Annotated in this window: 21 protein-coding genes and 1 other RNA gene; 13 read left to right on the top strand and 9 right to left on the bottom strand. The window is 58.8% G+C overall.

Annotation, left to right across the window (positions count from 1 at the left end):
- Window positions 1-30 precede the first annotated feature (30 nt).
- The 4 genes from CLV87_RS15580 to CLV87_RS15565 all read right to left on the bottom strand — a co-directional run bounded on the left by CLV87_RS15580 (window position 31) and on the right by CLV87_RS15565 (window position 2679).
- Window positions 31-603 carry a DoxX family protein gene (locus CLV87_RS15580; RefSeq protein ID WP_099246833.1) on the bottom strand — a complete coding sequence of 191 codons (573 nt, stop codon included), beginning with the start codon at window positions 601-603 and terminating at the stop codon, window positions 31-33.
- A 12-nt stretch (window positions 604-615) separates the two neighbouring features.
- Window positions 616-1356, bottom strand: a complete 741-nt coding sequence (locus CLV87_RS15575) for an HvfC/BufC N-terminal domain-containing protein (RefSeq protein ID WP_099246831.1) — start codon at window positions 1354-1356, stop codon at window positions 616-618.
- Window positions 1357-1443: 87 nt separating this feature from the next.
- The gene (bufB, locus tag CLV87_RS15570) at window positions 1444-2292 is read right to left on the bottom strand and encodes an MNIO family bufferin maturase (protein WP_099246829.1); all 849 of its coding nucleotides are present in this window, start codon (window positions 2290-2292) and stop codon (window positions 1444-1446) included.
- An 81-nt stretch (window positions 2293-2373) separates the two neighbouring features.
- Entirely contained in the window at window positions 2374-2679 is a 306-nt protein-coding gene (locus CLV87_RS15565; protein ID WP_099246827.1) for a BufA1 family periplasmic bufferin-type metallophore, read from the bottom strand.
- A gap of 382 nt (window positions 2680-3061) precedes the next feature.
- Between CLV87_RS15565 and CLV87_RS15560 the strand changes: the two genes are divergently transcribed.
- Window positions 3062-3520 carry a GNAT family N-acetyltransferase gene (locus CLV87_RS15560; RefSeq protein WP_099246825.1) on the top strand — a complete coding sequence of 153 codons (459 nt, stop codon included), beginning with the start codon at window positions 3062-3064 and terminating at the stop codon, window positions 3518-3520.
- Between the two features lie 90 nt (window positions 3521-3610).
- Here the strand turns inward: CLV87_RS15560 and thrS are convergent, their stop codons facing one another.
- Entirely contained in the window at window positions 3611-5554 is a 1944-nt protein-coding gene (thrS, locus tag CLV87_RS15555; RefSeq protein ID WP_099246823.1) for a threonine--tRNA ligase, read from the bottom strand.
- Window positions 5555-5818: 264 nt separating this feature from the next.
- On the opposite strand from thrS, the gene CLV87_RS15550 reads away from it, so the two are divergent.
- From CLV87_RS15550 to rnpB, 12 genes are all read left to right on the top strand, one after another.
- Window positions 5819-6487: a DNA-3-methyladenine glycosylase I gene (locus tag CLV87_RS15550; protein ID WP_099246821.1), complete on the top strand. Its 669-nt coding sequence runs from the start codon at window positions 5819-5821 to the stop codon at window positions 6485-6487.
- A gap of 133 nt (window positions 6488-6620) precedes the next feature.
- Window positions 6621-7364, top strand: coding sequence for an alpha/beta hydrolase (locus CLV87_RS15545; protein ID WP_099247856.1), 744 nt, complete (start codon window positions 6621-6623; stop codon window positions 7362-7364).
- 68 nt (window positions 7365-7432) lie between these two features.
- The gene (locus CLV87_RS15540; RefSeq protein ID WP_099246819.1) at window positions 7433-8428 is read left to right on the top strand and encodes an alpha/beta hydrolase; all 996 of its coding nucleotides are present in this window, start codon (window positions 7433-7435) and stop codon (window positions 8426-8428) included.
- A complete protein-coding gene (locus CLV87_RS15535; RefSeq protein WP_099246817.1) occupies window positions 8412-8840 on the top strand; it encodes a VOC family protein in 429 nt (142 codons plus the stop codon). Before CLV87_RS15540 ends, CLV87_RS15535 begins: the two co-directional genes overlap by 17 nt.
- A 38-nt stretch (window positions 8841-8878) precedes the next feature.
- A complete protein-coding gene (locus CLV87_RS15530) occupies window positions 8879-9490 on the top strand; it encodes a hypothetical protein (RefSeq protein ID WP_099247854.1) in 612 nt (203 codons plus the stop codon).
- A 69-nt stretch (window positions 9491-9559) separates the two neighbouring features.
- Window positions 9560-10522, top strand: coding sequence for a nuclear transport factor 2 family protein (locus tag CLV87_RS15525; protein WP_099246815.1), 963 nt, complete (start codon window positions 9560-9562; stop codon window positions 10520-10522).
- The gene (locus CLV87_RS15520) at window positions 10492-11127 is read left to right on the top strand and encodes a class I SAM-dependent methyltransferase (RefSeq protein ID WP_099246813.1); all 636 of its coding nucleotides are present in this window, start codon (window positions 10492-10494) and stop codon (window positions 11125-11127) included. The genes CLV87_RS15525 and CLV87_RS15520 overlap by 31 nt, the downstream gene beginning before the upstream one ends.
- A 192-nt stretch (window positions 11128-11319) precedes the next feature.
- Window positions 11320-12435 (top strand): LysM peptidoglycan-binding domain-containing protein, encoded by a 1116-nt coding sequence (locus CLV87_RS15515; protein ID WP_099246811.1) that lies wholly within the window; start codon window positions 11320-11322, stop codon window positions 12433-12435.
- Between the two features lie 236 nt (window positions 12436-12671).
- Window positions 12672-13766, top strand: coding sequence for a transporter substrate-binding domain-containing protein (locus tag CLV87_RS15510; RefSeq protein WP_099246809.1), 1095 nt, complete (start codon window positions 12672-12674; stop codon window positions 13764-13766).
- Window position 13767: 1 nt separating this feature from the next.
- Entirely contained in the window at window positions 13768-14805 is a 1038-nt protein-coding gene (locus CLV87_RS15505) for a LysM peptidoglycan-binding domain-containing protein (protein WP_099246808.1), read from the top strand.
- 173 nt (window positions 14806-14978) lie between these two features.
- A complete protein-coding gene (locus CLV87_RS15500; protein ID WP_099246806.1) occupies window positions 14979-15689 on the top strand; it encodes an alpha/beta fold hydrolase in 711 nt (236 codons plus the stop codon).
- A 138-nt stretch (window positions 15690-15827) separates the two neighbouring features.
- An RNA gene (gene rnpB, locus CLV87_RS15495) (RNase P RNA component class A) lies at window positions 15828-16222 on the top strand.
- Between the two features lie 147 nt (window positions 16223-16369).
- Here rnpB and CLV87_RS15490 read toward each other — a convergent pair.
- From CLV87_RS15490 to CLV87_RS15475, 4 genes are read right to left on the bottom strand one after another with little or no spacing between them, the layout of a single operon-like run.
- On the bottom strand, window positions 16370-17707 hold the full coding sequence (locus tag CLV87_RS15490) for an NAD(P)/FAD-dependent oxidoreductase (RefSeq protein ID WP_099246804.1): 1338 nt from the start codon (window positions 17705-17707) through the stop codon (window positions 16370-16372).
- A complete protein-coding gene (locus tag CLV87_RS15485) occupies window positions 17704-19200 on the bottom strand; it encodes an aldehyde dehydrogenase (RefSeq protein WP_099246802.1) in 1497 nt (498 codons plus the stop codon). Before CLV87_RS15485 ends, CLV87_RS15490 begins: the two co-directional genes overlap by 4 nt.
- Window positions 19197-20108 (bottom strand): dihydrodipicolinate synthase family protein, encoded by a 912-nt coding sequence (locus CLV87_RS15480; RefSeq protein WP_099246800.1) that lies wholly within the window; start codon window positions 20106-20108, stop codon window positions 19197-19199. The genes CLV87_RS15485 and CLV87_RS15480 overlap by 4 nt, the downstream gene beginning before the upstream one ends.
- Window positions 20105-20839 carry a GntR family transcriptional regulator gene (locus tag CLV87_RS15475; RefSeq protein ID WP_099246798.1) on the bottom strand — a complete coding sequence of 245 codons (735 nt, stop codon included), beginning with the start codon at window positions 20837-20839 and terminating at the stop codon, window positions 20105-20107. The genes CLV87_RS15480 and CLV87_RS15475 overlap by 4 nt, the downstream gene beginning before the upstream one ends.
- Between the last annotated feature and the right edge of the window lie 39 nt (window positions 20840-20878).

The raw sequence follows: 20878 nt of genomic DNA, 5'->3' as shown, positions 1-20878 counted from the left end.
CGTGCCCTTTCGATTTACACTAAATCAGCGTCAGACTTCGGCCACGCGGCCCGGACGCAGTGTTTGCAGCACCCGATCAACGGATAGGGCACCGGCCCCCTTGATTACCAATGTCAGCAAAACCACCATCCAAAAGGCCCGCTGATCCAGGATCGCAGCATCTGGCACCCGATCAAACCAGGCCCCCAGCGTTTCCGCATGGGCAATTCCGCCATGGCCGTAAAGATCGGTCAGGCTTTGCACCACGACAAAACCGATCATGCCAAGCGCGGCCAGACGGGTGAACAGCCCGATCACGATCAGCAGCGGCAAAATGAACTCAGCCCAGGTCCCGGCAACCACCACCAGCCAATGAAACACCCCTAGCTGCGAGGTGTCATAGGTCACCGCCTCCAGCTGTTTGGGAAAGATCTGACTATAGGCCCCGACTGACGGCGACAGAAAGCCAAAGAAACCATCCCCCAGCTTGGTCATGGCCGAATTCCAGAAATAACCCAGCAACACACCGGCAAAAACCAGGCGGGACAAAAGCGGCAACAGCCCGTCACCCAACCGTTCAACCGCGGCGAATACGGCATTATGCAATGAGATGAGGCGTTCCATGATGGCGGCTCCTTAAGGTCTTTTGAGGTCTGTCAAAGCGCCACCCTGCAACAGTAATGCCAGGGTCGCGCCAAGGTCAAAATCATCGCCCGCCGCGCCAAGCGCATCGCCAAAGCTTTGACCTTGTTGCAAGGCTTGGACAAAATCTGCCCCGCCTTTGGGCAATAAATAGGGCGTCGGGTCGTAATCCGGGCGTGCGACCAGCACGTCTTCAGCAGTGGGTTGTGGCTGCGGGCTGCCCTCGATCATGGTGAAATTGTACACTGACAAAACCGGCCAGGGGGAATGGATGATCCGAACCGAGGGCGCAATCCCCAAGCGGGAAGCCATCAAATCCTCTTCCTCCATCCCTTGAAACACAGCCGGGTCCAATACCGGCGCATCCGCGGCGTGATAGCTTTCGCGCAGGGCCATTTCCAGGCGCGCTACATCGCTCAGATAGCCGATGGGTTTCAACGGCTCCAAACTTGCCAGAAATTCGGGAAAGCCCGCCCCGTAAAACATCATCAAGGGCGATCCAGGCTGTTCGCGCCGCAAATACATCCCCGCTGCCTTTGCAAAATTCTCAGGCCCAATCAGCTTGGCCACCGCCGGAAAGGCGGTCTCCAACGCCTCGCTCAGCGAAACGGCGACATTGTTGCGATAGACCGCATAACGCCGCCCGGCTGGCGCGCCTTGCCCATCGACCAACCCTTCAGGAACGGGTCTTTCCGCATCCAGCAGCGCGGCTTCAAACTCGGTCTGCGTTACCATGCCACCCTCTGTTTCTCTGCGCCAAAAATATCCCGGGGAGTCCCGAGCTTGCTCGGGGCGGGGCAGCGCCCCGATGCTGCGCGCGCCTCACGCATCAACCTTGGCCAGGGCTTGCTCTGCGCGTACCGCTTCCTCTGCCAAGACAGGCCAGTCCGGCACATCCGTGTCCCATTCGATCAACAAGGGGCGCGGCCCCGAAGCGGCCAGCGTGATATCGAGCAAGGCCCAAACCGGATCAGCCACCTCGCGCCCATGGCTGTCGATCAGCAGGGGCGCGCCATGATCATCGTGATCCTCGTCATGGCCGCCCAGATGAATCTCTCCAACCAGATCAATCGGGTAATCGGCGATGTATTCCTGCGGCGAATAGCCAAGATTGGTGGCGGAAACAAAAACATTGTTCACATCCAGCAACATGCCACAGCCTGTGCGCTTGGCCACTTCGCGCAGGAAATCTGTCTCGCTCCAGCTGCTTTCCTCAAAAGCCAGATAGCTGGATGGGTTTTCCAGCAGCATCTTGCGCCCGATCACCTCTTGAAGCTCATCAATATGATCGGCGACGCGGGTCAGCGTGTCATTGGTATAGGCCAGGGGCAGCAGATCGTTCAGGAAATGGCTGTCATGGGTCGACCAGGCCAGATGCTCGGAAAAGCTTGCCGGGTTTAGCCAGCTCACCAGATGTTTCAACCGCGCCAGATGGTCTGGATCAAGGCGGTCTTCACCACCAATCGACAGGCCAACCCCGTGCACGGAAATCGGAAATCTCTCCGCCAGGGCGCGCAATTGCGCCAGCGGACGGCCCCCATCGCCCATATAATTCTCTGCATGGATCTCTAGCCAACCCACCGGGGCCGGGTTCTCCATGATCTCGGTGAAATGCTGGGGTTTGTAGCCAACACCGGGGCGCGGCGGCAGGGTATTGGAATGGTCAAACATGGGGCATCTTTCGACAGGAGCAGGTCTATTTGGGGCAAGAAGGGCGGGAAATCCCGCCCCTCATGGTCGCGTAAAACGAGCTTAGGAAGCTGGCAGGTCGCGGTCCAGCTCTTCCAGCGAGCCCATGCGCGCGGTGCCGTCTGCCATGGCAGGCAGTTCGATGCTGGCGCAGGTGCCTGCGTCAACCAGGGTCCAGGCATTGCCCTGGTAGTCAACTTTGGATGTACCGGCGCAGGTTGTGCCAGGGCCTGCGGCGCAGTCGTTTTTGCCGGCCAGCGAAACGCCAAAGCACTTCTCTTTTTCCATTGCGGTTGCGGTGGTCGCGTGTGTCGCGAAAGAAGCTGCAACTGCGCCAACGAGAGCAACGGTTTTCATGGTCTTGGACATGGGTGTCTTCCTCTGGTTTTCAAAAACTGTTCCGGGTGGCAACCGTGCCATCCGGTGAGAACAGATTGACCCAATACACCCCCAACGGGCCAATCACGGGCGCGTGCATCACAGGCGCGTTAGGTCACGTGTGAGTTTTGTGAGCGCAAAAAGTGAGTTTTTCCTGAATCTCAGGGGATTCCGGGGCTGCTTTGGCCAGGGTCGAAACATTGTTTGGTCTCGGAACCGAAAAATTCCGGGCAAATGTTACAGAACATCACGCGCTCTTTTCGCCGCTCGTGGAAAACTCACGGTTTATGTCAGCTCTGTCAGGGTTTGTTTCTGAATTTTTCCGGTCTAGGTTTCGCCCCAGACAGATTTAGAGCAGCACACAGGTATTCACATGAAACTCAGACAAGCCGTTCCCGCAGACGCCCCGGCCATCAGTGCCTTTTTGCAAAAACTGACCAAACTGGGGCAGCGAAACCTGCCTGACACGCCGGATTATGTCGCCACACATTATATCGGCAACGCGAACAGGGTTTCTTGCCTGATTGCAATGGATGCTGCGGATCAACCGGTCGGCATCCAGATTGTCAGCCGTGCCGAAGAGGGCAATGCCTATGATGTCACACCCGGATGGGGCATCATTGGCACCCATATCAGCCCAGAGGCACAGGGGCAGGGGATTGGCAAAGCCCTGTTTGCTGGCACGCTAAGCGTTGCGCGTGAATATGGGCTGCCCTCACTGGATGCCGCGATCGGGGAAGATAACTCAGGCGGACAGGCCTATTATGAAAAGATGGGATTTAAGACTTACCGCACAATGCCTGGACGGGTTTGCAAACGCTTCGACCTGTAATTAGCAGCAGGTTCAACAAGCCTTAAGCACCCAAGAAACTGAAAGGGCGGCCCAATGGCCGCCCTGACTTTATTATGACATGGAGGCGCTTCAACGAAGATCCGGAGGTGTTGCATCCTGCCCAAGCGCGGTAACCACGTCGCTCAAAGCCTCGACCTTGGTCTGCTTTTCGCCAAGGCGACGCACGGTGACGGTGCGCTCTTCGACTTCGCGATGCCCCACGGCCAGGATGACCGGGACTTTGCCGACCGAATGTTCGCGGACTTTGTAGTTGATCTTTTCGTTGCGAATATCGGCCTCTGCCCGCACACCGGCGGCGGTCAACTCAGCGACCACGTCGCGCACATAGTCATCGGCCTCTGAGGTGATCGAGGCCACAACCACCTGACGCGGGGCCAGCCAGAAGGGCAGCTTGCCGGAATGCTCTTCGACCAGAATGCCGATAAAGCGTTCGAAGGACCCAAGGCAGGCACGGTGCAACATGACCGGGCGGTGCTTTTCCCCATCCGGGCCGATGTAATGCGCGTCCAGCCGTTCGGGCAGAACGAAATCAACCTGGAAGGTACCGCATTGCCAAACCCGGCCAATGGCGTCGGTCAGGCTGAATTCCAGTTTCGGCCCGTAAAATGCCCCTTCACCGGGATTCATCTCGGGCTCGACACCAGCGGCGCGCGTCGCTTCCAGCAGTGCGCTTTCGGCTTTGTCCCAAACTTCATCGCTGCCCGCGCGCTTTTCCGGACGGTCCGAGAACAAGACGCGGAACTCTTCAAAGCCGAGGTCCTTATAGACCGCAGACAGGAAACGGATGAATTCGGCGCATTCCTCGCCGATCTGCTCTTCGGTCGAGAAGATGTGCGCGTCATCCTGGGTAAAGCCGCGAACCCGCATGATGCCATGCAAAGCCCCCGAAGGTTCATAGCGCGCGCAAGACCCGAATTCGGCCATACGCAGAGGCAGGTCGCGATAGGATTTGAGACCCTGTTTGAAGATCTCAACATGGCACGGGCAGTTCATCGGTTTCAGCGCATTGATGGCCTTTTCGCGGGCATGCTCTTCGTCAACTTCGACGATGAACATGTTTTCCTGATATTTGTCCCAGTGACCCGAGGCTTCCCAAAGCTTGCGATCTACCACTTGCGGGGTGTTCACCTCGACATAGCCGCCGCGCTTTTGCGCCCGCCGCATATAATCCTGCAGCATGGTGTAGATGGTCCAGCCATTGGGGTGCCAGAAAACCTGGCCCGGTGCTTCGGGTTGCAGGTGGAACAGATCCATATCCTTGCCGAGGCGACGGTGATCGCGTTTGGCCGCCTCTTCGAGGAAGTTCAGATGCGCCTGAAGTTCCTTGCGATTGCGAAAACCGATGCCAGTGATGCGTTGCAGGTTCTTGGAGGTGTCGCCAAACCAATGCGCGCCACTGACCCCCATCAGTTTAAACGCGTCCCCGGGCAGTTGGCCGGTATGTTGCAGGTGCGGGCCGCGGCAGAGGTCCTGCCACTCACCATGCCAATACATGCGCAGCGGCGCGCCTTCGGGAATGCGATCAACCAGATCGACCTTGTAGGGCTCTCCTGCATCCTCATAGAATTTGCGCGCGACATCACGCTCCCAGATCTCGGTGCGAACCGCATCCCGGGCGTTGATGATGTCTTTCATCTTCTTTTCGATCACACCCAAGTCTTCGGGGGTGAAGGGTTCGGCGCGGTCAAAATCATAGAACCAGCCATGATCGGTAACAGGGCCGATGGTAACCTTGGTATCGGGCCAGATTTCCTGAACGGCACGGGCCATGATGTGGGCAAAGTCGTGGCGGATCAGTTCCAGCGCCTGTTCCTCATCCTGCAAGGTGTGCAGGGCGATGGAGGCATTTTCGGTGATCGGCCATTGCAGATCCCAATGCGCATCATTGACGGTGGCTGAGATGGCCTTTTTCGCGAGAGATTTTGAAATGGAGGCAGCGACCTCAGCAGGGGTGACGCCTGCGTCATAGTCACGTGCATTGCCATCGGGAAAGGTCAGAGAGATTTGGGCCATTATCTTGGCTCTCCTCGTCAGTTTGGCGCCCACGGAACGCCCGGTTGCGGGTATATGGTTCGCGGGCTTTTTGCGCTTGCAGCACGGTTCTGTCAAGCGGCGATGTCGCCCCCTCGGCCCAGAGGGCTCCCGCCCACCCACCCCGCCCTCCGGCCCGAGGGGGCTTTGCGACCTTACGGACAAAAACTGACAGCATCATCTCAACTGGTTCTTTTCGTTGCAGCTGCCTTCTGCAATCCTGTCGCAAAGTTTGGAGAGTTCAAAATGCGCAGATTTACAGAAATCCTGGACATCGCGGCTGATCGCAAAGGCGGGCGCGAGGCGGTGCTGGCGGATGCGACGCCCCCGCTTAGCGCCGATGAGCTGGCCGCTATCCCGGATGATCGTTGGCTCTCGGCCATGACGCGCGGCATTTTTCAGGCGGGGATCAGCTGGAAAGTGGTCGAAAACAAATGGCCCGATATCGAAGCGGCCTTTCATCAGTTTGATGTCGCTCGCGTCGCTCATATGTCCGAAGATTGGTTCTATGAGTTGATCGAAGACACCCGCATCGTGCGCAGCCCGCCCAAGGTGCGCGCGATCCAGGAAAACGCGCTTTGGATACTGTCGGTTGCGGGCGAGCACGGCTCTTTTGGCCGCAAGATTGGTGAATGGCCGGCAGATGATTTTCAGGGATTGCTGGATTGGATGCAGAAAGAGGGCGCGCGTCTTGGTGGTGGCACTGGTTCATACCTGCTGCGCTCCATGGGGAAGGAAAGCTATATCCTGTCCAAGGATGTGGTGGCGCGTTTGGTGGCTGAAGGCGTTATCGACAAGGCACCAACCTCCAAAAAGGCCAAAGCCGCGGTTCAGCAGGCCTTTAACACCTGGGCTGAGGAAAGTGGTTACAACCTGACTCAAATCAGCCGCGTATTGGCGCAAAGTATTGGCTGACTCTGCCACAAAAATTTTGTCGCGGTTAAGGTTGTGTTCGGGGCTTATCTCTACTTACAACTGAGAACCGGTTGGGTAGTTGTGTTGTTTTGTGTCTGAACAATATGCTTTCGGTGGAACTGCGAGGAATATGATGGCTGAGGTATCCTATATCGACGGGCCGCGTGGGCGTTTGGCGTATGCCTATACTGAGGGCGAATTGCCCTGTATTGTGTTCCTGTCAGGATATCGATCAGACATGGATGGCACCAAGGCGGTGCATCTCGAACAATGGGCCGAATCCCAGGGCCGCGCCTTTTTGCGGCTGGATTATTCGGGCCATGGCCGCTCTGGCGGTGTGTTTGAGGATGGCTGCATCGGGGATTGGGCGGCGGATGCGGCCCTGGTTATCAAACATGTGGTGAATGGTCCGCTGATCCTTGTTGGCTCTTCGATGGGGGGCTGGATTGCCAGCATTCTGTCCAAGCGTCTGTCGCAAACCGTGGGTTTTGTCGGGATCGCCGCCGCTCCTGATTTCACCGAAGAGGAGTTTTGGGCTGGGTTCAATGAGGTTGAACGCCGTCAAGTCATGGAAGAGGGGCATCTTGAAATGCCCTCTCTTTATGAAGATCCCTATTGGGTGACCAAAAAACTGATCGAGGATGGGCGCGAACATTTGGTTTTGTCGACCCCGCTCAACATGCCATGGCCCGTGCGCCTGCTTCAGGGTACCGAGGATGAGGCCGTCGCTCGTGGCACCGCGCTCAAGCTGCTGGACCATATCAAAAGTGACGATATGCGGCTGGAATTTGTCAAAGGGGCCGATCACCGCTTTTCCTCACCCGATTGCCTGACCCTGATCGAGGACACCGTGACCGAGGTCGCCCAGCGCGCGTGACGTCGCGATTGTCTTGGCCTTGACGTGACAGGCTGACACACTCCCCCAAAGCGACAGGGGAGGTATACGTGAAACTCATTCTTTGGGGGCTGGCCTGTCTGGCTCTGGCGGCGGTGTCGGCAGGGATCGGCATGTGGCTGTTTGGATCGCGCGAGCCGGTTGTGACCGATATTCAATTCGATGACTCTGTCTTGCAGGGCGGCGTTGATGCCTATTTGGCCGCGCAAGAGGCGCGTTTTGACGATATCACGCCGGGCGTGGCGAAACGGGTTGAATGGGCCAATGAGCCGGAGCAGATCACCGATTGGGTCATCGTCTATCTTCACGGGTTTTCTGCCACGTCCGAGGAAATCCGCCCGGTGCCGGATCTTGTCGCGCAGGAATTAGGTGCCAATCTGGTTTATACCCGGTTGCAAGGGCATGGTCGCGACGGCGATACCATGGCCACGGCCAGCGTCGAGGGCTGGATGAGAGATATCGCCGAAGCGCTTGCCATTGCCCGCAAAATTGGCCGCAAGACTCTGGTGATCGGCACCTCGACCGGAGCGAGTTTGGCCACTCTGGCCGCTCAGGAAGAGATGAGCGCAGAGGTCGCCGCCTATGTGCTGATCTCCCCGAATTTCAAACTGAAATCTCCGGCGGCCGCCTTGCTGGTTTGGCCAGGCGCGCGCTGGTGGCTGCCCAAACTCGCAGGCGAGACCCGCAGTTTCACCCCCTCAAACGAGGATCACGCCACCTATTGGACCAACAGCTATCCCACCCGCGCGCTTTTGCCGATGGCAGCGGCGGTTCAGGCCGTCAAACAGTCGCCACCGCGAAATGTTTCTCAGCCGGCGCTCTTTGTCTTTGACGATCTCGATCAGGTGATTGATCATGCGCAAACACGGGTTGTGGCGGCGCAATGGGGTGGGCCGACCAGCTTGCATGTGGTGGAGGTCGGGCCCGAGGATGATCCCAACCGCCACGTCATCGCAGGCCATGTTCTGTCGCCCCATCAAAGCGTGCTCATGGCGCAGCATATTTTAGGATGGATCAAGGATTTAGACGATGGAACAACGGATTAGCCTGGTCACACTGGGCGTAACAGATGTCGAAAAAACAGCCGGTTTCTACCAAGCCATGGGCTGGTCGCCTGTCGACACTCCGGACAATATCGTCGTTTATGACCTGCTGGGCCAATCCATCGGGCTCTACCCTCTGGCGGGGCTGGCCGAGGATATTGGCCTGCCGGTTGAGAGCCTTGGCAAGGGGGGCATGACCCTGGGTCAGAACCTGCGCTCCAAAGAAGAAGTGGATGCGCTGATGGCCAAGGTTGAAGGGGCCGGGGGCAAGGTTCTCAAACAGCCGCAAGAGGTGTTTTGGGGTGGGTATCACGGCTATTTCGCCGACCCCGAGGGGCATATCTGGGAAATCGCCTTCAACCCGTTTTCTCCCCTGCGCGCCGAGGACGGAGCCTTTTGCTGGGGCGGTTATTGATGCCTCCACGGGGGACATAAATGCGCCGCCCTGCCTCCATGTGGAGCCTTGAAACACTGGGGCGCGAACCGCTGTCGCGGCATTTCTGGATGCGGGAATTTCTGTGTTCCGAGATCGGAAATTTTCACGAAATCAGCAACATACCGGATGATCCTGATCTGGCGCTGGAACGCGGCCGGGCCTTTGCCACAACGCTTCTTGACCCGCTCGAAGAAACCTTTGGCCGGATATTCATTCGCTCAGGCTTCCGCTCGCAACGGCTCAACGCGTTTGGCAATGAGCACAAGCTGAATTGCGCCCGCAACGACAATCCGATCGAATGCCATATCTGGGATTTGCCCGACACGCCCGTCGCCGGTGCCTCGGTCGTCATTCCCTGGTTTGCGCGCCAATACGAACAGGGGCGCGATTGGCGCGATCTGGCGTGGTGGATGCATGATCACCTTGCGTATTCCGAGATTTGGTTCTTTCCAAAACTCTGCGCCTTCAACCTGGTCTGGCGTCCCGAACCGCGGCGGCGCATCGACAGCTACATCGCCCCGCGCGGCGCGCTTTTGCGCGCAGGTGAACACCCTGAGGAAGATTTGCACCAGCGCCAGCAAAGATATGCCGATTTCCCACCCTTTCACGGAATTTCTTATCCGGAATAGCCAATCTAAACGTGCCATTAACCTTGATTGTTCAGATGTGAGGAAAGGTTAACTACAAGGCACCCTCCCATGAAGGATTTCGAGCAGAGATTCCGCGATTTCCCCGATTTTATCCTGACCTCCAGCCGCGAAATCTGGGAGGAGCGGGGGCTGATGGCGCGGATTCAGGATTATTATCACCGCGACGTCACCATCCGCACCCCCCGTGGCATCGGCTTTGGCGTGCAGGCGGTGGCGGATCTGGCCATGGACACGCTGGTCGCTTTTCCCGACCGCACCATGATGGGCGAAGACGTGATTTGCTCCGGCAGCCCACCGGTGGGGATGCTGGGCTCGCAACGTATCTTGTCCACCGCGACCCATAAGGGCGGCGGCGGTTACGGCCCGGCCAGCGGCAAACGGGTGATGTTTCGCGAATTGGCGGATCGTTACGCCAAGGCCAACCAGATCAGCGATGAATGGCGGGTGATGGATAGTGGCGCGATCCTGCGCCAGCTTGGGTTTGACGTGCAGGATTGGGCGCGCGATCAGATACTTGGGGTTGACCCAGTGCCAACCCCCTTTCGCCCCGAAATGGATGAGGTTGGCCCCTATACAGGAAGCGGCAATTCCAACCAATGGGGCGAAGCTTTTGCCGCTATACTTGATCAGATCATGCAGGGCGAACTCTCTGTCATTCCTGAACAATATGACCGTGCCTGCCAGATGAGCTATCCCGGTGGGCGGGATCAGCATGGTTGGTCCGAGGTCGATGCCTTTTGGCTGGGGCTGCGGGCGGCTTTTCCGGCGGCGGAATTCCGCATTCACCATTGCATCGGTATGGAAGAGGCCTTGATGCCGCCGCGCGCCGCGATACGGTGGTCCCTGACCGGGCGGCATGATGGTTGGGGGGCCTTTGGCAAACCCACCGGGGCGGATGTGCATATCATGGGCATCAGCCATGCCGAATTTGGCCCCTGGGGGTTGCGCCGGGAATGGACCCTGTATGACGAGGCCGCCATATGGATGCAGATCGTGAGCAAGACCGGCTAGCGCGTTTGGCAACGCAAACGCAGGCGATCTATGATCGTCAGGCAGTGGCCTATGACGCTGGACGGCCCAAAGATCTGTTCGAAATCAATTGGCTACGTCGGGCCATCGCAGATGTGCCGACGGGTGGGGCGGTCTTGGATCTTGGCTGTGGCGCGGGGGAACCGATTGCCGCTTGGCTGGTTGCGCAGGGGTTCGAGGTCACCGGCTGTGACTTTTCGCAATCCATGCTCGATCTCTTTGCCAAGCGCCTGCCGCAAGCCCGCGCCATCCGCGCGGATATGCGCGACCTCGCCCTAAATCAGCAATTCGAAGCGATCATAGATTGGGGCGCGTTTTTTCACCTGACGCGGGCGGAACAACGCCACGCGCTGCCCCTGATTGCCAAACATCTCACCCCCGGCGGGCGGCTGCTTCTGACCGTCGGTCCGGGCGAAGGCGAGGTGACCGGCCATGTTGGCGGCGAAGAGGTCTTTCACGCCTCGCTCTCCTTGCCCGAATATACCAATCTGCTGGCCCAAGCCGGGGCCGAGGTCGAAGAATTCGTGCCAAATGATCCCGATTGCCGCGGCTTCACGGTGCTTTTGGCCCGCCGCCCAAAACTTTGAAACCGACCCACCGATTCTGTGGATAACTTTTCAAACGCGACGATTTCCAGTCTGAAACCGACGGCGGAAGTTGTTGAAACCTCTAGAAGTCTCCACAAATCCTAGTGCCACTGTTGACCGAAGCCACAACATAAGCAACGCTAACCCTGTCGGGATTCAGTGGAGAGGATCCTGTCGAGCAGGGAGAGGATCATGAAAAAGAGCGCAATTGCGCTGGCGGCTTCGCTATGGGCGGCCGGTACGGGGATGGTGCAGGCACAGGAAACCTGTGGCGGTGTCTACAAGGTCAAACCTGGGGACAGCCTGTCGCTTATCGCGGACAAGCTGTACAAGGATGTCAGCCAATGGACGGTGATCTATCGCAACAACATCGAAAAGATTGCCACCCCGGACAGCATTCGCGTTGGTCATGAATATCGCATTCCTTGCCTCGGAGGGTTGCCGCGTGGTTTGGCCGGGGGAAAACCCGTGCAAACCGCAGCTTTGGGCGCGCCAGCGGCGGCCTCTGCCACGACTCCCGACACGATCACCACCCGCAAGAAAGCCGCGCAAAGACGTCAGGAAGGCGTGGCGCTGAAATTGCTGGCTGGTGACGATTTCCGCCCCTTCACCAACCGTTTGCAGCTCAGCTCGGGGTTGATCACCGATCTGGTCAACCGGGTCGTGGTCTCGGCCGGAGACTTTGGTAAACACAAATTCTACTGGGTGAATGACCGCTCGGTGCATCTCGATCCCATGTTGTCCGAAGGCATGGTCGATCTCGCCTTCCCATGGCGCAAGCCCGATTGCCAGGCCACGCCGTCGCTCTCGCTTTGCACCGATTACGTCTATTCGGATCCAATGTTTGAAATGCTGGTGGTCTTGTTCACCCGCAAGGGGAGCGGCGTGACTTACACGACAGAGGCCGACCTGGACGGTATGCGCGTCTGCTCCCCACTTGGTCATGGCACCACGTTGCGCCAGGGGCAGGGGGCTGATTTCCTCACCCGCGCCGGGGCACGATTGCAGACGCCGCAATCCGCCGAAGATTGTTTTGCTCGCCTGATCGATGGCACAACTGACGCGGTCGCGATGAACGAATTCACCGGGCGAATCGTGTCCAAGGATATGGGCGTTGCCGACCAGATCGAACTACAGCTATCCCGCCCGCTCGCCATCGAAGGCCTGCATGCGGTGGCGCATAAATCCAACCCAAGATCGGGCAAGATCATCGCCAAATTCAACGCCAGCCTCGCTGATCTGCGTGAAAGTGGCGAATATCTGAACGTCATCGACAAACACATGTCCAGCATCTGGGCCGGGCTGTAAAACCACCGCTGCGGGGGCCAAAATCAAGCCCCCGCAGCCTGTCATTTCCGTCATGCGATTCTGTGGATAACTGCCGAATTTGCATTCCGTTTTTTCGATATGGCCCCCAAACCCGAGTGGTCAAAGCGCGTGAAACCCTTGATACATATAGGTCTCGCCACAATCCCTAGGCTAGCCGTTGACGGCCCCCACTACATGCGCGACCATTCGTTAACGGGATTTTGGGGAATGTACCTATGTTGAAACATCTGAGTGTGCTGGCCGCGTCAGCGCTGGTTGCTGGCACTCTTTCTGCGTCTGCACAAGAAACCTGCGGCGGCATCTACACGGTGGGGCGCGGTGACAGCCTGTCGCTGATCGCTGACAAGCTTTACAAGAATGTCGGTCAGTGGACCTCGATCCACAGCAATAACAGCGACAAGATCGGCGGCAACCCGAACAATATCCGCGTCGGGATGAAGCTGCGCATGGCCTGTATCAATGGCCTGCCTACCGGGCTTGAGGGCGGCACACCGATTGAGGCGATCAAAGCCGCTGCTGTGGCCCCTGCCGCTCCGCTTGTGGTTGCGCCCGGCAATGCTGAGACGCGCAAGAAAATCAACATCCTGACCGGTGACGATTTCGCGCCCTTCACCGATCGCGGCCTGCCGAAAGGCGGCATTCTGGCCGAGGTTGTCGAAGAAGCAATGAAAGCCGCCAACCCGAAAGAAGGCTATGCCATTCACTGGGTCAATGACTGGTCCGCGCATCACGAACCCTTGCTGTCCAACGCTTTGCTGGATATCGGTTTCCCCTGGTTCAAACCGGATTGTGACGCCGATCCAGAGACCTATCGCTGCGCCAATCTGAACTTCTCGGACTCGATGTTCGAGGTGCTGATGCTGCTCTTCGTCGACAAATCCCGCCCGATTGCCTTTGTCTCGGACGATGACCTGGCAGGCAAAACCCTGTGTCGCCCCAAGGGCTATTCAACCTATATCTTCGATCAACATGGTCGTAACTGGTTGAAAAACAACCATATCAACCTGCATATCGAACCTTCTCCGGCGGATTGTTTCGATGCTTTGGTTGAGGGCACCGTTGACGGGGTTGTCCTGAACGAATTCACCGGGCGCAAAAAGATCAAGGAAATGAACCTGGGTGACAAGGTCGAGGTGGCAAAAGGCCAGCCGATCTCGGTGGATGGCAACCATATGGTTGTGCACAAATCCCACCCCAACGGGCCTGAATTGCTGGCAGAGTTCGAGAAAGGATTGGCCATGATCAAGGAAAACGGCACCTATCAGCGGATCATTGACGAACATATGAGCCGCATCTGGGCAGAGTTCTGATATGCGGTTGCGCGGTTTAAGCACTCTTTTTGCGCTGCTGCTGCCGATTGGGGCCGCCGCGCAGAGCTGTGATGATGAAACCTATACGGTCAAACCCGGTGAAACGGTTTTTTCCATTGCAGAGAAACGCTTTGGCGATCCTGAAAAATGGACGCTGATCTATTACGCCAATCAGGAGATGCTGCAATCCAGCGTCTTCCAGATCAATCCTGGTGATGTGCTGACCATTCCTTGCGTGCCCGGTCAGGAAACCATCAAGGCCGAGGTCACGCCCTATCATGTGGATGTGGACAAGGCCGAGATCAAATTGCTGACCGGCACCGGGCGCCCGCCCTTTGCCGATCTGAACTGGCTGGGGCAGGGCATGACCACCGAGCTGGTTCATGCGGTGATGGAAGAAACGCCCAACCCGGTGAAATATTCGGTCACCTTCGAAGAGGATTGGTCCAAACAGCTCTTCCCTCTGCTCGATGAAAAGAGCTTTGACATGGGCTTTCCCTGGTTCAAACCGGATTGCGACGCGACACCGGACGAACCGCGCTGCGCCAATTTCCATTTCTCTGACCCGGTGGTCGAGATTCTGGTGCTGCTTTGGGTGCGCAAAGGGAACGAGTTCAAATGGGAACAGGACAGCGACATTCACGGCAAAACCATCTGCCGCGCCGCCGGTCAGTTCACCCATGATCTCGACAGCCCGGATCGCCAATGGCTGAGCAAAGGTCTGATCAACCTCGAACGCCGCAACGAGTTCAAAGGCTGCTTTGAGGCGTTGATGGCCGGTGAGGTTGATGCAGTCTCTGCCAATGTCTTTAACGGCGCGCATATGGTCGATAAAATGGGCCTGCGTGGTGAAATCGAGCCGCTGTCGCGCCCGCTATCGGTGCAGACCATGCATATGATCATCTCCAAACGCCACTGGCGCGGCACGACGATGATGTATCGCTTTAACGCCGGTCTGGCCAAGCTGCGCCAGTCGGATCGTTACAATGAGATCGTCAACAAACATCTCAAGCATTTCTGGGACAAGTTGGGCAGCTAAAGTGACCCGTGAAATCTTGGGCAAGCAATTGAAACGAGGCGCGAAAATGCGCCTCGTTTTTGTTTGCGCTCTTTCCATTGCCGCGCGGTTTGATACTGTGAGCGCAAGAGGATCAAAGCGAGCAGTTGCGCCCGCATTCGGGGCAAAGCTGCGCAACAGGGAACTGACCAGCAATGCGTGAACCGGTGGTGTTTTTGCCTGCGATGATGTGCGATGCGCGCCTGTTTGGCCCTCAGATTGCTGACCTGTCCCGTGACCACGCGGTGATGAGCGCGCCGATCACCCAAGGGGAACGGGTTGAGGAAATCGCTTCGAATCTGTTGGATGTTTTGCCGAAACGTTTTGCCCTTGTCGGGTTGGGCATGGGCGGGATCGTTGCGCTTGAACTGATCCGCCGTGCGCCAGACCGTATCACCCGGCTGGCTTTGCTGGACACGACCCCGCTTGCCGACACGCCGCAGCAGGCCGCCGCGCGGGATCCGCAGATCATCCGCGCCCGCGCTGGCAAGCTCAGCGAGGTGATGGAGGAGGAGCTGCGCCATTTCGATCTGGCCCCGACGCCCTATCGCGCCGAGATCATCGCGCTGGTCGAGGATATGTCGCAAACGCTTGGCCCCGAATGCTATATGCGCCAGGCCCGCGCCATGCAGCGGCGGCGCGATCAGCAGACGACGCTGCGCAAAATCGTCGTTCCTACCATGGTGATGTGCGGCGCTCAGGACAAGATTTGGCCGGTCAAACGCCACACCTTCATGGCTGAACTCATTCCCAGCGCGCAGTTGAAAATCATTGAACATGCCGGGCATTTGCCGCCCTTGGAGCAGCCGATTGCTGTCACGGATGCGCTGCGGGAATGGCTGGCGGAACCCTTGGTTTTGCGCTGAGAGTTAACGCGGTTTAACGAAGTTGACAGCTGTCAACTCGGCAATGTTTCGTTAACGGTTCCCGAGCCCGCCCCGATGGCAAAACTTCCGCGTCTTTCTCTTGACGCCCCCAGCGCTGGGGCGTAAGCGGGCACCCGCGTGGAAGACTGGACGGCCGCACCCGAAAGGGTGAGGAAAGTCCGGACTCGCCAAAGCATCGGTGCCGGGTAACGCCCGGGCAGAGCAATCTGACGGAGAGCGCCACAGAAAACAGACCGCCGCATTTCGATGCGGTAAGGGTGAAACGGTGGGGTAAGAGCCCACCGGGGGCATGGCAACATGGCCCGCATGGCAAGCCCCACCGGGAGCAATGCCAAATAGGAACCTCGCGTCCGGCTGATCCGCTTGCGGATATCGGGGCAGGGCGGCTTTGGCCTGAGAGGTTCGGGTTGGCAGCAAGAGTCTCGTGGCAACGCGGGGCCCAGATGAATGGTCGTCGAGCCCGGGGGAGACCCTTGGGGGAACAGAATCCGGCTTATAGGTCTTCCACGCGTTTTGGCATCATAAACAAGATGCCTCCGCAATGTCCCGAGAGCGCTTGGCGCGGCAGGGTGTTGCGGAGACACGATTGCCAAAACGCGCCGCGAGTTTTGGAATCACAATGACGGTGCCTTCTGACCCGCAAACCTACTTCGTCGCGTTTAATCCGCCCGCGCCAGCCACTCGCGATAGCGCAACACCAGATTGGCCCCGATTTCCTGAAACGGTTGCGGGGGCAGGCGGGTGGGCTGGGCCTCGGTGCTGAAAAAGCGCGAGATTTCGCTGTTGGCTCCCATCGCCAATTCCGCCGCCGCGATCCCGGTCAGGGTGCCGCGCGCAGTGCCAAGCCCGTTCTGGGCACAGGCAGAGAACAGGCCGGGCTCAAGCTCGCTTGTGACCGAGACCCCATTGCGGCTGAGGCAGAGATGGCCGGACCATTGGTATTCCATTGCTATCCCGGCAAGCTGCGGGAACCGTTGGTCAAACTTGCGCCGCATGACGCCCGCTGCCCGTTGCATTTGCGTCTGCGAGGCGCGCATGCCCGGTTTCAACACCGCGCAGGTGCGGGTGATGATGCGGTTGCCGCCCTGACGGCTATCGATGCGGCGCATGGTGGTGCCCATCGGGTCGGAGGGGGTGATGCCCCAGCGCGGCTGCCCACCCAGTTTGCGCAGGCTCTCGGCATCCAGATCCGGGGTCATCATCGCAAAGAGAAACAGCTGCATCAGCCGCCCCTTGGCAAAGCCAAAGCTTTGCAGATGGCCGTTCACGGTCAAGATAACCTTGCCCGCGCTGATCTTCCCTTCGGGGGTTGTGATCTGCCATGCACTGCTCTGTTTGGCGAAATGGGTCACTGGCGAGCATTCGTGAATCTGCACGCCTTGTGCGGCCAAGCCCGCGGCCAGCCCACGGATATATCCGGCAGGTTGCAGGGTCACCGTGCCGGGGGTGTAAAGCCCTGAAAGGTAATGGGATGAGCCGGTCATCTCGCGCATTTGCTGCGCATCCAGCATCTCGCTGTCTTCGCCCAGATGGGTCAGATGCGCGCCATAGGTGAGGTTGTGCTGATGCGCGGCCTCGGTGGCGGTGCCGTTCACTTTGCCAGATGGGTCAAAGTAATCGGGCGAAATGCTGAATTCTTCTACCGCAGCCCGGCCAAAATCAATGGCCTGACGGTTGAGGTCAATCAGGGTGCGGTCATTGCCCGGCCCGGCATAATCGGAAGAGGCGAGATCATGGGGCAGGTCGATCATAAAACCGGAATTGCGCCCGGCGGAACCTTGGGCGATGCGCAGCGCGTCCAGTACGGTCACCGAGGCGTCGGGGGCTAACTGTTTCAATCGCCGCGCCGCCGATAGCCCGGCAAACCCGGCCCCGATGATCACCACATCCGCTGTGGCGGGGCCGGGAAGGGCCGGGTAGGTGGCGGGTTGGGGCAGGATCTCGGCCCAGGCTGCCGGCCCGATTAGGGCCGGGAGCTGTGTGACTTTGCGTGTCACGACACGGCCTCATCCGCGTCATCGCTGAGATCAATCCAGAGGGTCTTGATCTGGGTATATTGATCATGGGCGTGGATGCCATTGTCACGCCCGCCAAAGCCCGATTGTTTGTAGCCGCCAAAGGGCGTGGCGCTGTCGCCTTCGCCAAAGCTGTTCACCGTCACGGTTCCAGCACGGATGGCGCGGGCGGCGCGCAGGGCCTGTTTGATATTGCTCGAAAAGACCGAGGCCGCCAGCCCATATTCGGTGTCATTGGCCAGCGCTACGGCCTGGTCCATCGTGTCCACCGTGGTGACGGACAGGACTGGGCCAAAGATCTCTTCGCGCCAGGCTTTGGCATCAGCAGGAACCTCAAGAATGGTGGGTTCCACAAAGCCATTTTCCGCTGTGCCGCCCAAGAGGATCCGCTGAGAGCCGTCGAGATAGGAACAGACCTTGTCAAAATGCGCCTGCGAGACCAGCGCGCCAATACGGTTGGCCGGGTCCAGAGGGTCGCCCATGGGCCATTCGCGGGCATGGGCGATGATCTTGTCAATCAGAGCATCCTTGATCTCGCGCGCTACGATCAGCCGCGAGGAGGCCGAGCAGTTTTCGCCCATATTCCAGAACGCCCCATTGACGATATGCGCCGCCACCCGGTCGAGGTTTTCGGCGTCGGCCATGACAATCGCGGGGTTCTTGCCGCCCATTTCCAGCGTCACCTCTTTGAGGTTGCTTTCGCCGGAATAGGACAGAAAGCGTCGACCGGTTGCGGTGGAGCCGGTGAAAGAGACCATATCGACATCCGGATGCCGCCCCAGCGGTTCACCCACATCGGGGCCGGAGCCGGTGACAACGTTGAACACCCCGGCGGGAATGCCCGCCTCCATCGCCAGTTCGGCGATGCGCAGCGCGGTGAGCGAGGTTTCCTCGGCTGGTTTTACGACCACCGAACAGCCCGCCGCCAGGGCTGGGCCGATCTTCCAGGCCAGCATAAGCAGGGGGAAGTTCCAGGGCAGGACAAGGCCAACGACCCCAACAGGTTCGCGCAAGATCATGGCGAGGTGATCATCGCTGGCCGGGGCGGTCTGATCATAGATCTTGTCGATCAGCTCGGCGTGCCAGATGAGGCAGTGAATGGTTTCGGGCACATCCACGGTTTCGCAGTCAAAGATGGTCTTGCCGCTATCCAGACTTTCCATCACCGCCAATTCGCGGGCATTGCGTTTGATCAGCTTGGCCAGCTTGATCAGCACCTCTTTGCGCGCGGATGGATGCAGGCGCGACCAGCGGCCATCTTCAAAGGCATCGCGGGCCTTTTCAACGGCGACATCCACGTCTGCTGCGTCGCAGGCGGCGATTTGGGTCAGGTCTGCGCCGGTGGCCGGGTTGGTGGTGGCAAAGGTTTTGCCAGAAATCGCGCTGCGAAAGCTGCCATCGATAAAGGCCTGATGGGGCAGGGACAGCCCGGCGGCGATGGATTTGTATTCCTGCGTGGTCAAAAGATCGCTCATGCCGTGGCCTCCGCTTCGATATCTGCAATGGTGCGTTTCAGGACGCGCACGACCTGTTCCAATTGACGTTTGTCATCTTTGTTGAGCGCACGGAGCGGCGGGCGCAGGGCTCCGGCGCGCTGGCCCGAAATCTCGCAGCCATATTTGACGCATTGGATGAATTTGCCGCCCTGTTCCAAGACGCGCATCAGCGGCATCATGGCGGACATGATACGGCGGCCCTTGTCGAAATCACCTTCAACCGCGCAGGCACGCCACAGCGCCACGTGTTCTTTGGGGAGGAAATTTGACCCGGCACAGACCCAGCTGCGCGCGCCCCAGGCAAAGAATTCCAGCGCCTGATCGTCCATGCCGCAGGACATCTGGATATGCGGGTAATCGCGCGCCAGCAGGTGCACGCGGTTGATATCGCCCGAGCTTTCCTTGATGGCGCAGAAATTGCGCGAGCGGCCAACGCGGTCAAGGAACTCCTCTCCCATCTCAACACCCATGCGACCGGGATAGTTATAAAGCATGATCGGCAGATCAGCGGCGCGGTCGATGGCCAGCGCGTTCAGAGCGTTTTCACGCTCGGTCGGCACGGAATAGGGCGGGGTGCCGACCAGCAGGGCATCCGCCCCGATCTGGGCGGCGGTTTCGGCCATGGCGATGGACTCTTCCAGCCGGATGGCCACGGTGCCGACGATCAGCGGCAGGCGATCCCCGATCACCTCTTTGGCGAGGCGCGCCATGTCTTGGCGTTCCTCAAGGCTTTGGGCGTAATATTCACCGGTTGAGCCGCCATTGATCAGCCCCTGAACCCCGGAGGCAATCAGGTGTTCGATCATTGCGACAAAGCCGTCGCGGTCAATGCGGCCATCCTCGAAATACGGGGTGATGACCGGCGTATAGATACCGTCAAATTTCATGACGCTCCTTTCTGCTGGCGGGTGCCGGGGGCGGTTCCAAGCGGGATTTGCAGCCCTTGCGGGGCGGCAAAGGTTTCGATTTCGGCGCGTGACAACTCCCAATGATCAATGGCCAATTGCGCGGCGGCATCGGCATCATGGGCCTCAAAGGCGGCGATAAAGGCGTCGTGCTGGTCGGCGGCAATCTTGCGCTGCTGCGCCAATGACCCGTGATGCGGGTCATAAAAGGTCATCGAGATGCGGGTGTGATCGATCAGCAACCGGCGCAGGCTGGGCATGAGATATTCGTTATCGGCCATATCGCCGATCTGCGCGTGAAAGCGCTGGTTGATCAGAGCGCGCTGGCTGACATCTCCGTCACGAATGGCGGCGCGAAACAAAAGCTGCGTGTCCTTGAGCTGCATGATCTGTGCGGGCGTGGCATGGCAGGCGGCCAGACGCGACACCGCGGCATAGATCATCGGCGCGGCGACAAAGAAATTGCGCAGGGTTTTGTGGGTCATCGGGGCGACTTGAGCGCCGCGATTCTTGTGCAGGACCACAAAACCTTCGCCCGCCAACTGGTTCAGCACTTCGCGCAGGGGCGGGCGCGACATCTCATAGGTCTGCGCCAGCTGCTGTTCATCCAGATAATCCCCCGGCGCATGGGCCTGGGTCAGGATGCGGCGGCGCAGATCATCCAGGCATTGCGCTTTTCTGGGTGCTTTCGCGGGTTTTGAAGCGGCGGGCACGGCGGCTCTCCTGTGTGTCTGAGATGAGTGTGCGGCGGA

The organism is Pelagimonas phthalicica, assembly GCF_004364805.1.
Lineage (GTDB): Bacteria > Pseudomonadota > Alphaproteobacteria > Rhodobacterales > Rhodobacteraceae > Pelagimonas > Pelagimonas phthalicica.
This window is presented reverse-complemented; position numbering and strand designations above follow the sequence as displayed.

Coding starts and splice junctions, on each gene's coding strand:
- CLV87_RS15580 (WP_099246833.1), bottom strand. CDS start 603: ATGGAACGCCTCATCTCATTGCATAATGCCGTATTCGCCGCGGTTGAA.
- CLV87_RS15575 (WP_099246831.1), bottom strand. CDS start 1,356: ATGGTAACGCAGACCGAGTTTGAAGCCGCGCTGCTGGATGCGGAAAGA.
- bufB (WP_099246829.1), bottom strand. CDS start 2,292: ATGTTTGACCATTCCAATACCCTGCCGCCGCGCCCCGGTGTTGGCTAC.
- CLV87_RS15565 (WP_099246827.1), bottom strand. CDS start 2,679: ATGTCCAAGACCATGAAAACCGTTGCTCTCGTTGGCGCAGTTGCAGCT.
- CLV87_RS15560 (WP_099246825.1), top strand. CDS start 3,062: ATGAAACTCAGACAAGCCGTTCCCGCAGACGCCCCGGCCATCAGTGCC.
- thrS (WP_099246823.1), bottom strand. CDS start 5,554: ATGGCCCAAATCTCTCTGACCTTTCCCGATGGCAATGCACGTGACTAT.
- CLV87_RS15550 (WP_099246821.1), top strand. CDS start 5,819: ATGCGCAGATTTACAGAAATCCTGGACATCGCGGCTGATCGCAAAGGC.
- CLV87_RS15545 (WP_099247856.1), top strand. CDS start 6,621: ATGGCTGAGGTATCCTATATCGACGGGCCGCGTGGGCGTTTGGCGTAT.
- CLV87_RS15535 (WP_099246817.1), top strand. CDS start 8,412: ATGGAACAACGGATTAGCCTGGTCACACTGGGCGTAACAGATGTCGAA.
- CLV87_RS15530 (WP_099247854.1), top strand. CDS start 8,879: ATGTGGAGCCTTGAAACACTGGGGCGCGAACCGCTGTCGCGGCATTTC.
- CLV87_RS15525 (WP_099246815.1), top strand. CDS start 9,560: ATGAAGGATTTCGAGCAGAGATTCCGCGATTTCCCCGATTTTATCCTG.
- CLV87_RS15520 (WP_099246813.1), top strand. CDS start 10,492: ATGGATGCAGATCGTGAGCAAGACCGGCTAGCGCGTTTGGCAACGCAA.
- CLV87_RS15515 (WP_099246811.1), top strand. CDS start 11,320: ATGAAAAAGAGCGCAATTGCGCTGGCGGCTTCGCTATGGGCGGCCGGT.
- CLV87_RS15510 (WP_099246809.1), top strand. CDS start 12,672: ATGTTGAAACATCTGAGTGTGCTGGCCGCGTCAGCGCTGGTTGCTGGC.
- CLV87_RS15505 (WP_099246808.1), top strand. CDS start 13,768: ATGCGGTTGCGCGGTTTAAGCACTCTTTTTGCGCTGCTGCTGCCGATT.
- CLV87_RS15500 (WP_099246806.1), top strand. CDS start 14,979: ATGCGTGAACCGGTGGTGTTTTTGCCTGCGATGATGTGCGATGCGCGC.
- CLV87_RS15485 (WP_099246802.1), bottom strand. CDS start 19,200: ATGAGCGATCTTTTGACCACGCAGGAATACAAATCCATCGCCGCCGGG.
- CLV87_RS15480 (WP_099246800.1), bottom strand. CDS start 20,108: ATGAAATTTGACGGTATCTATACGCCGGTCATCACCCCGTATTTCGAG.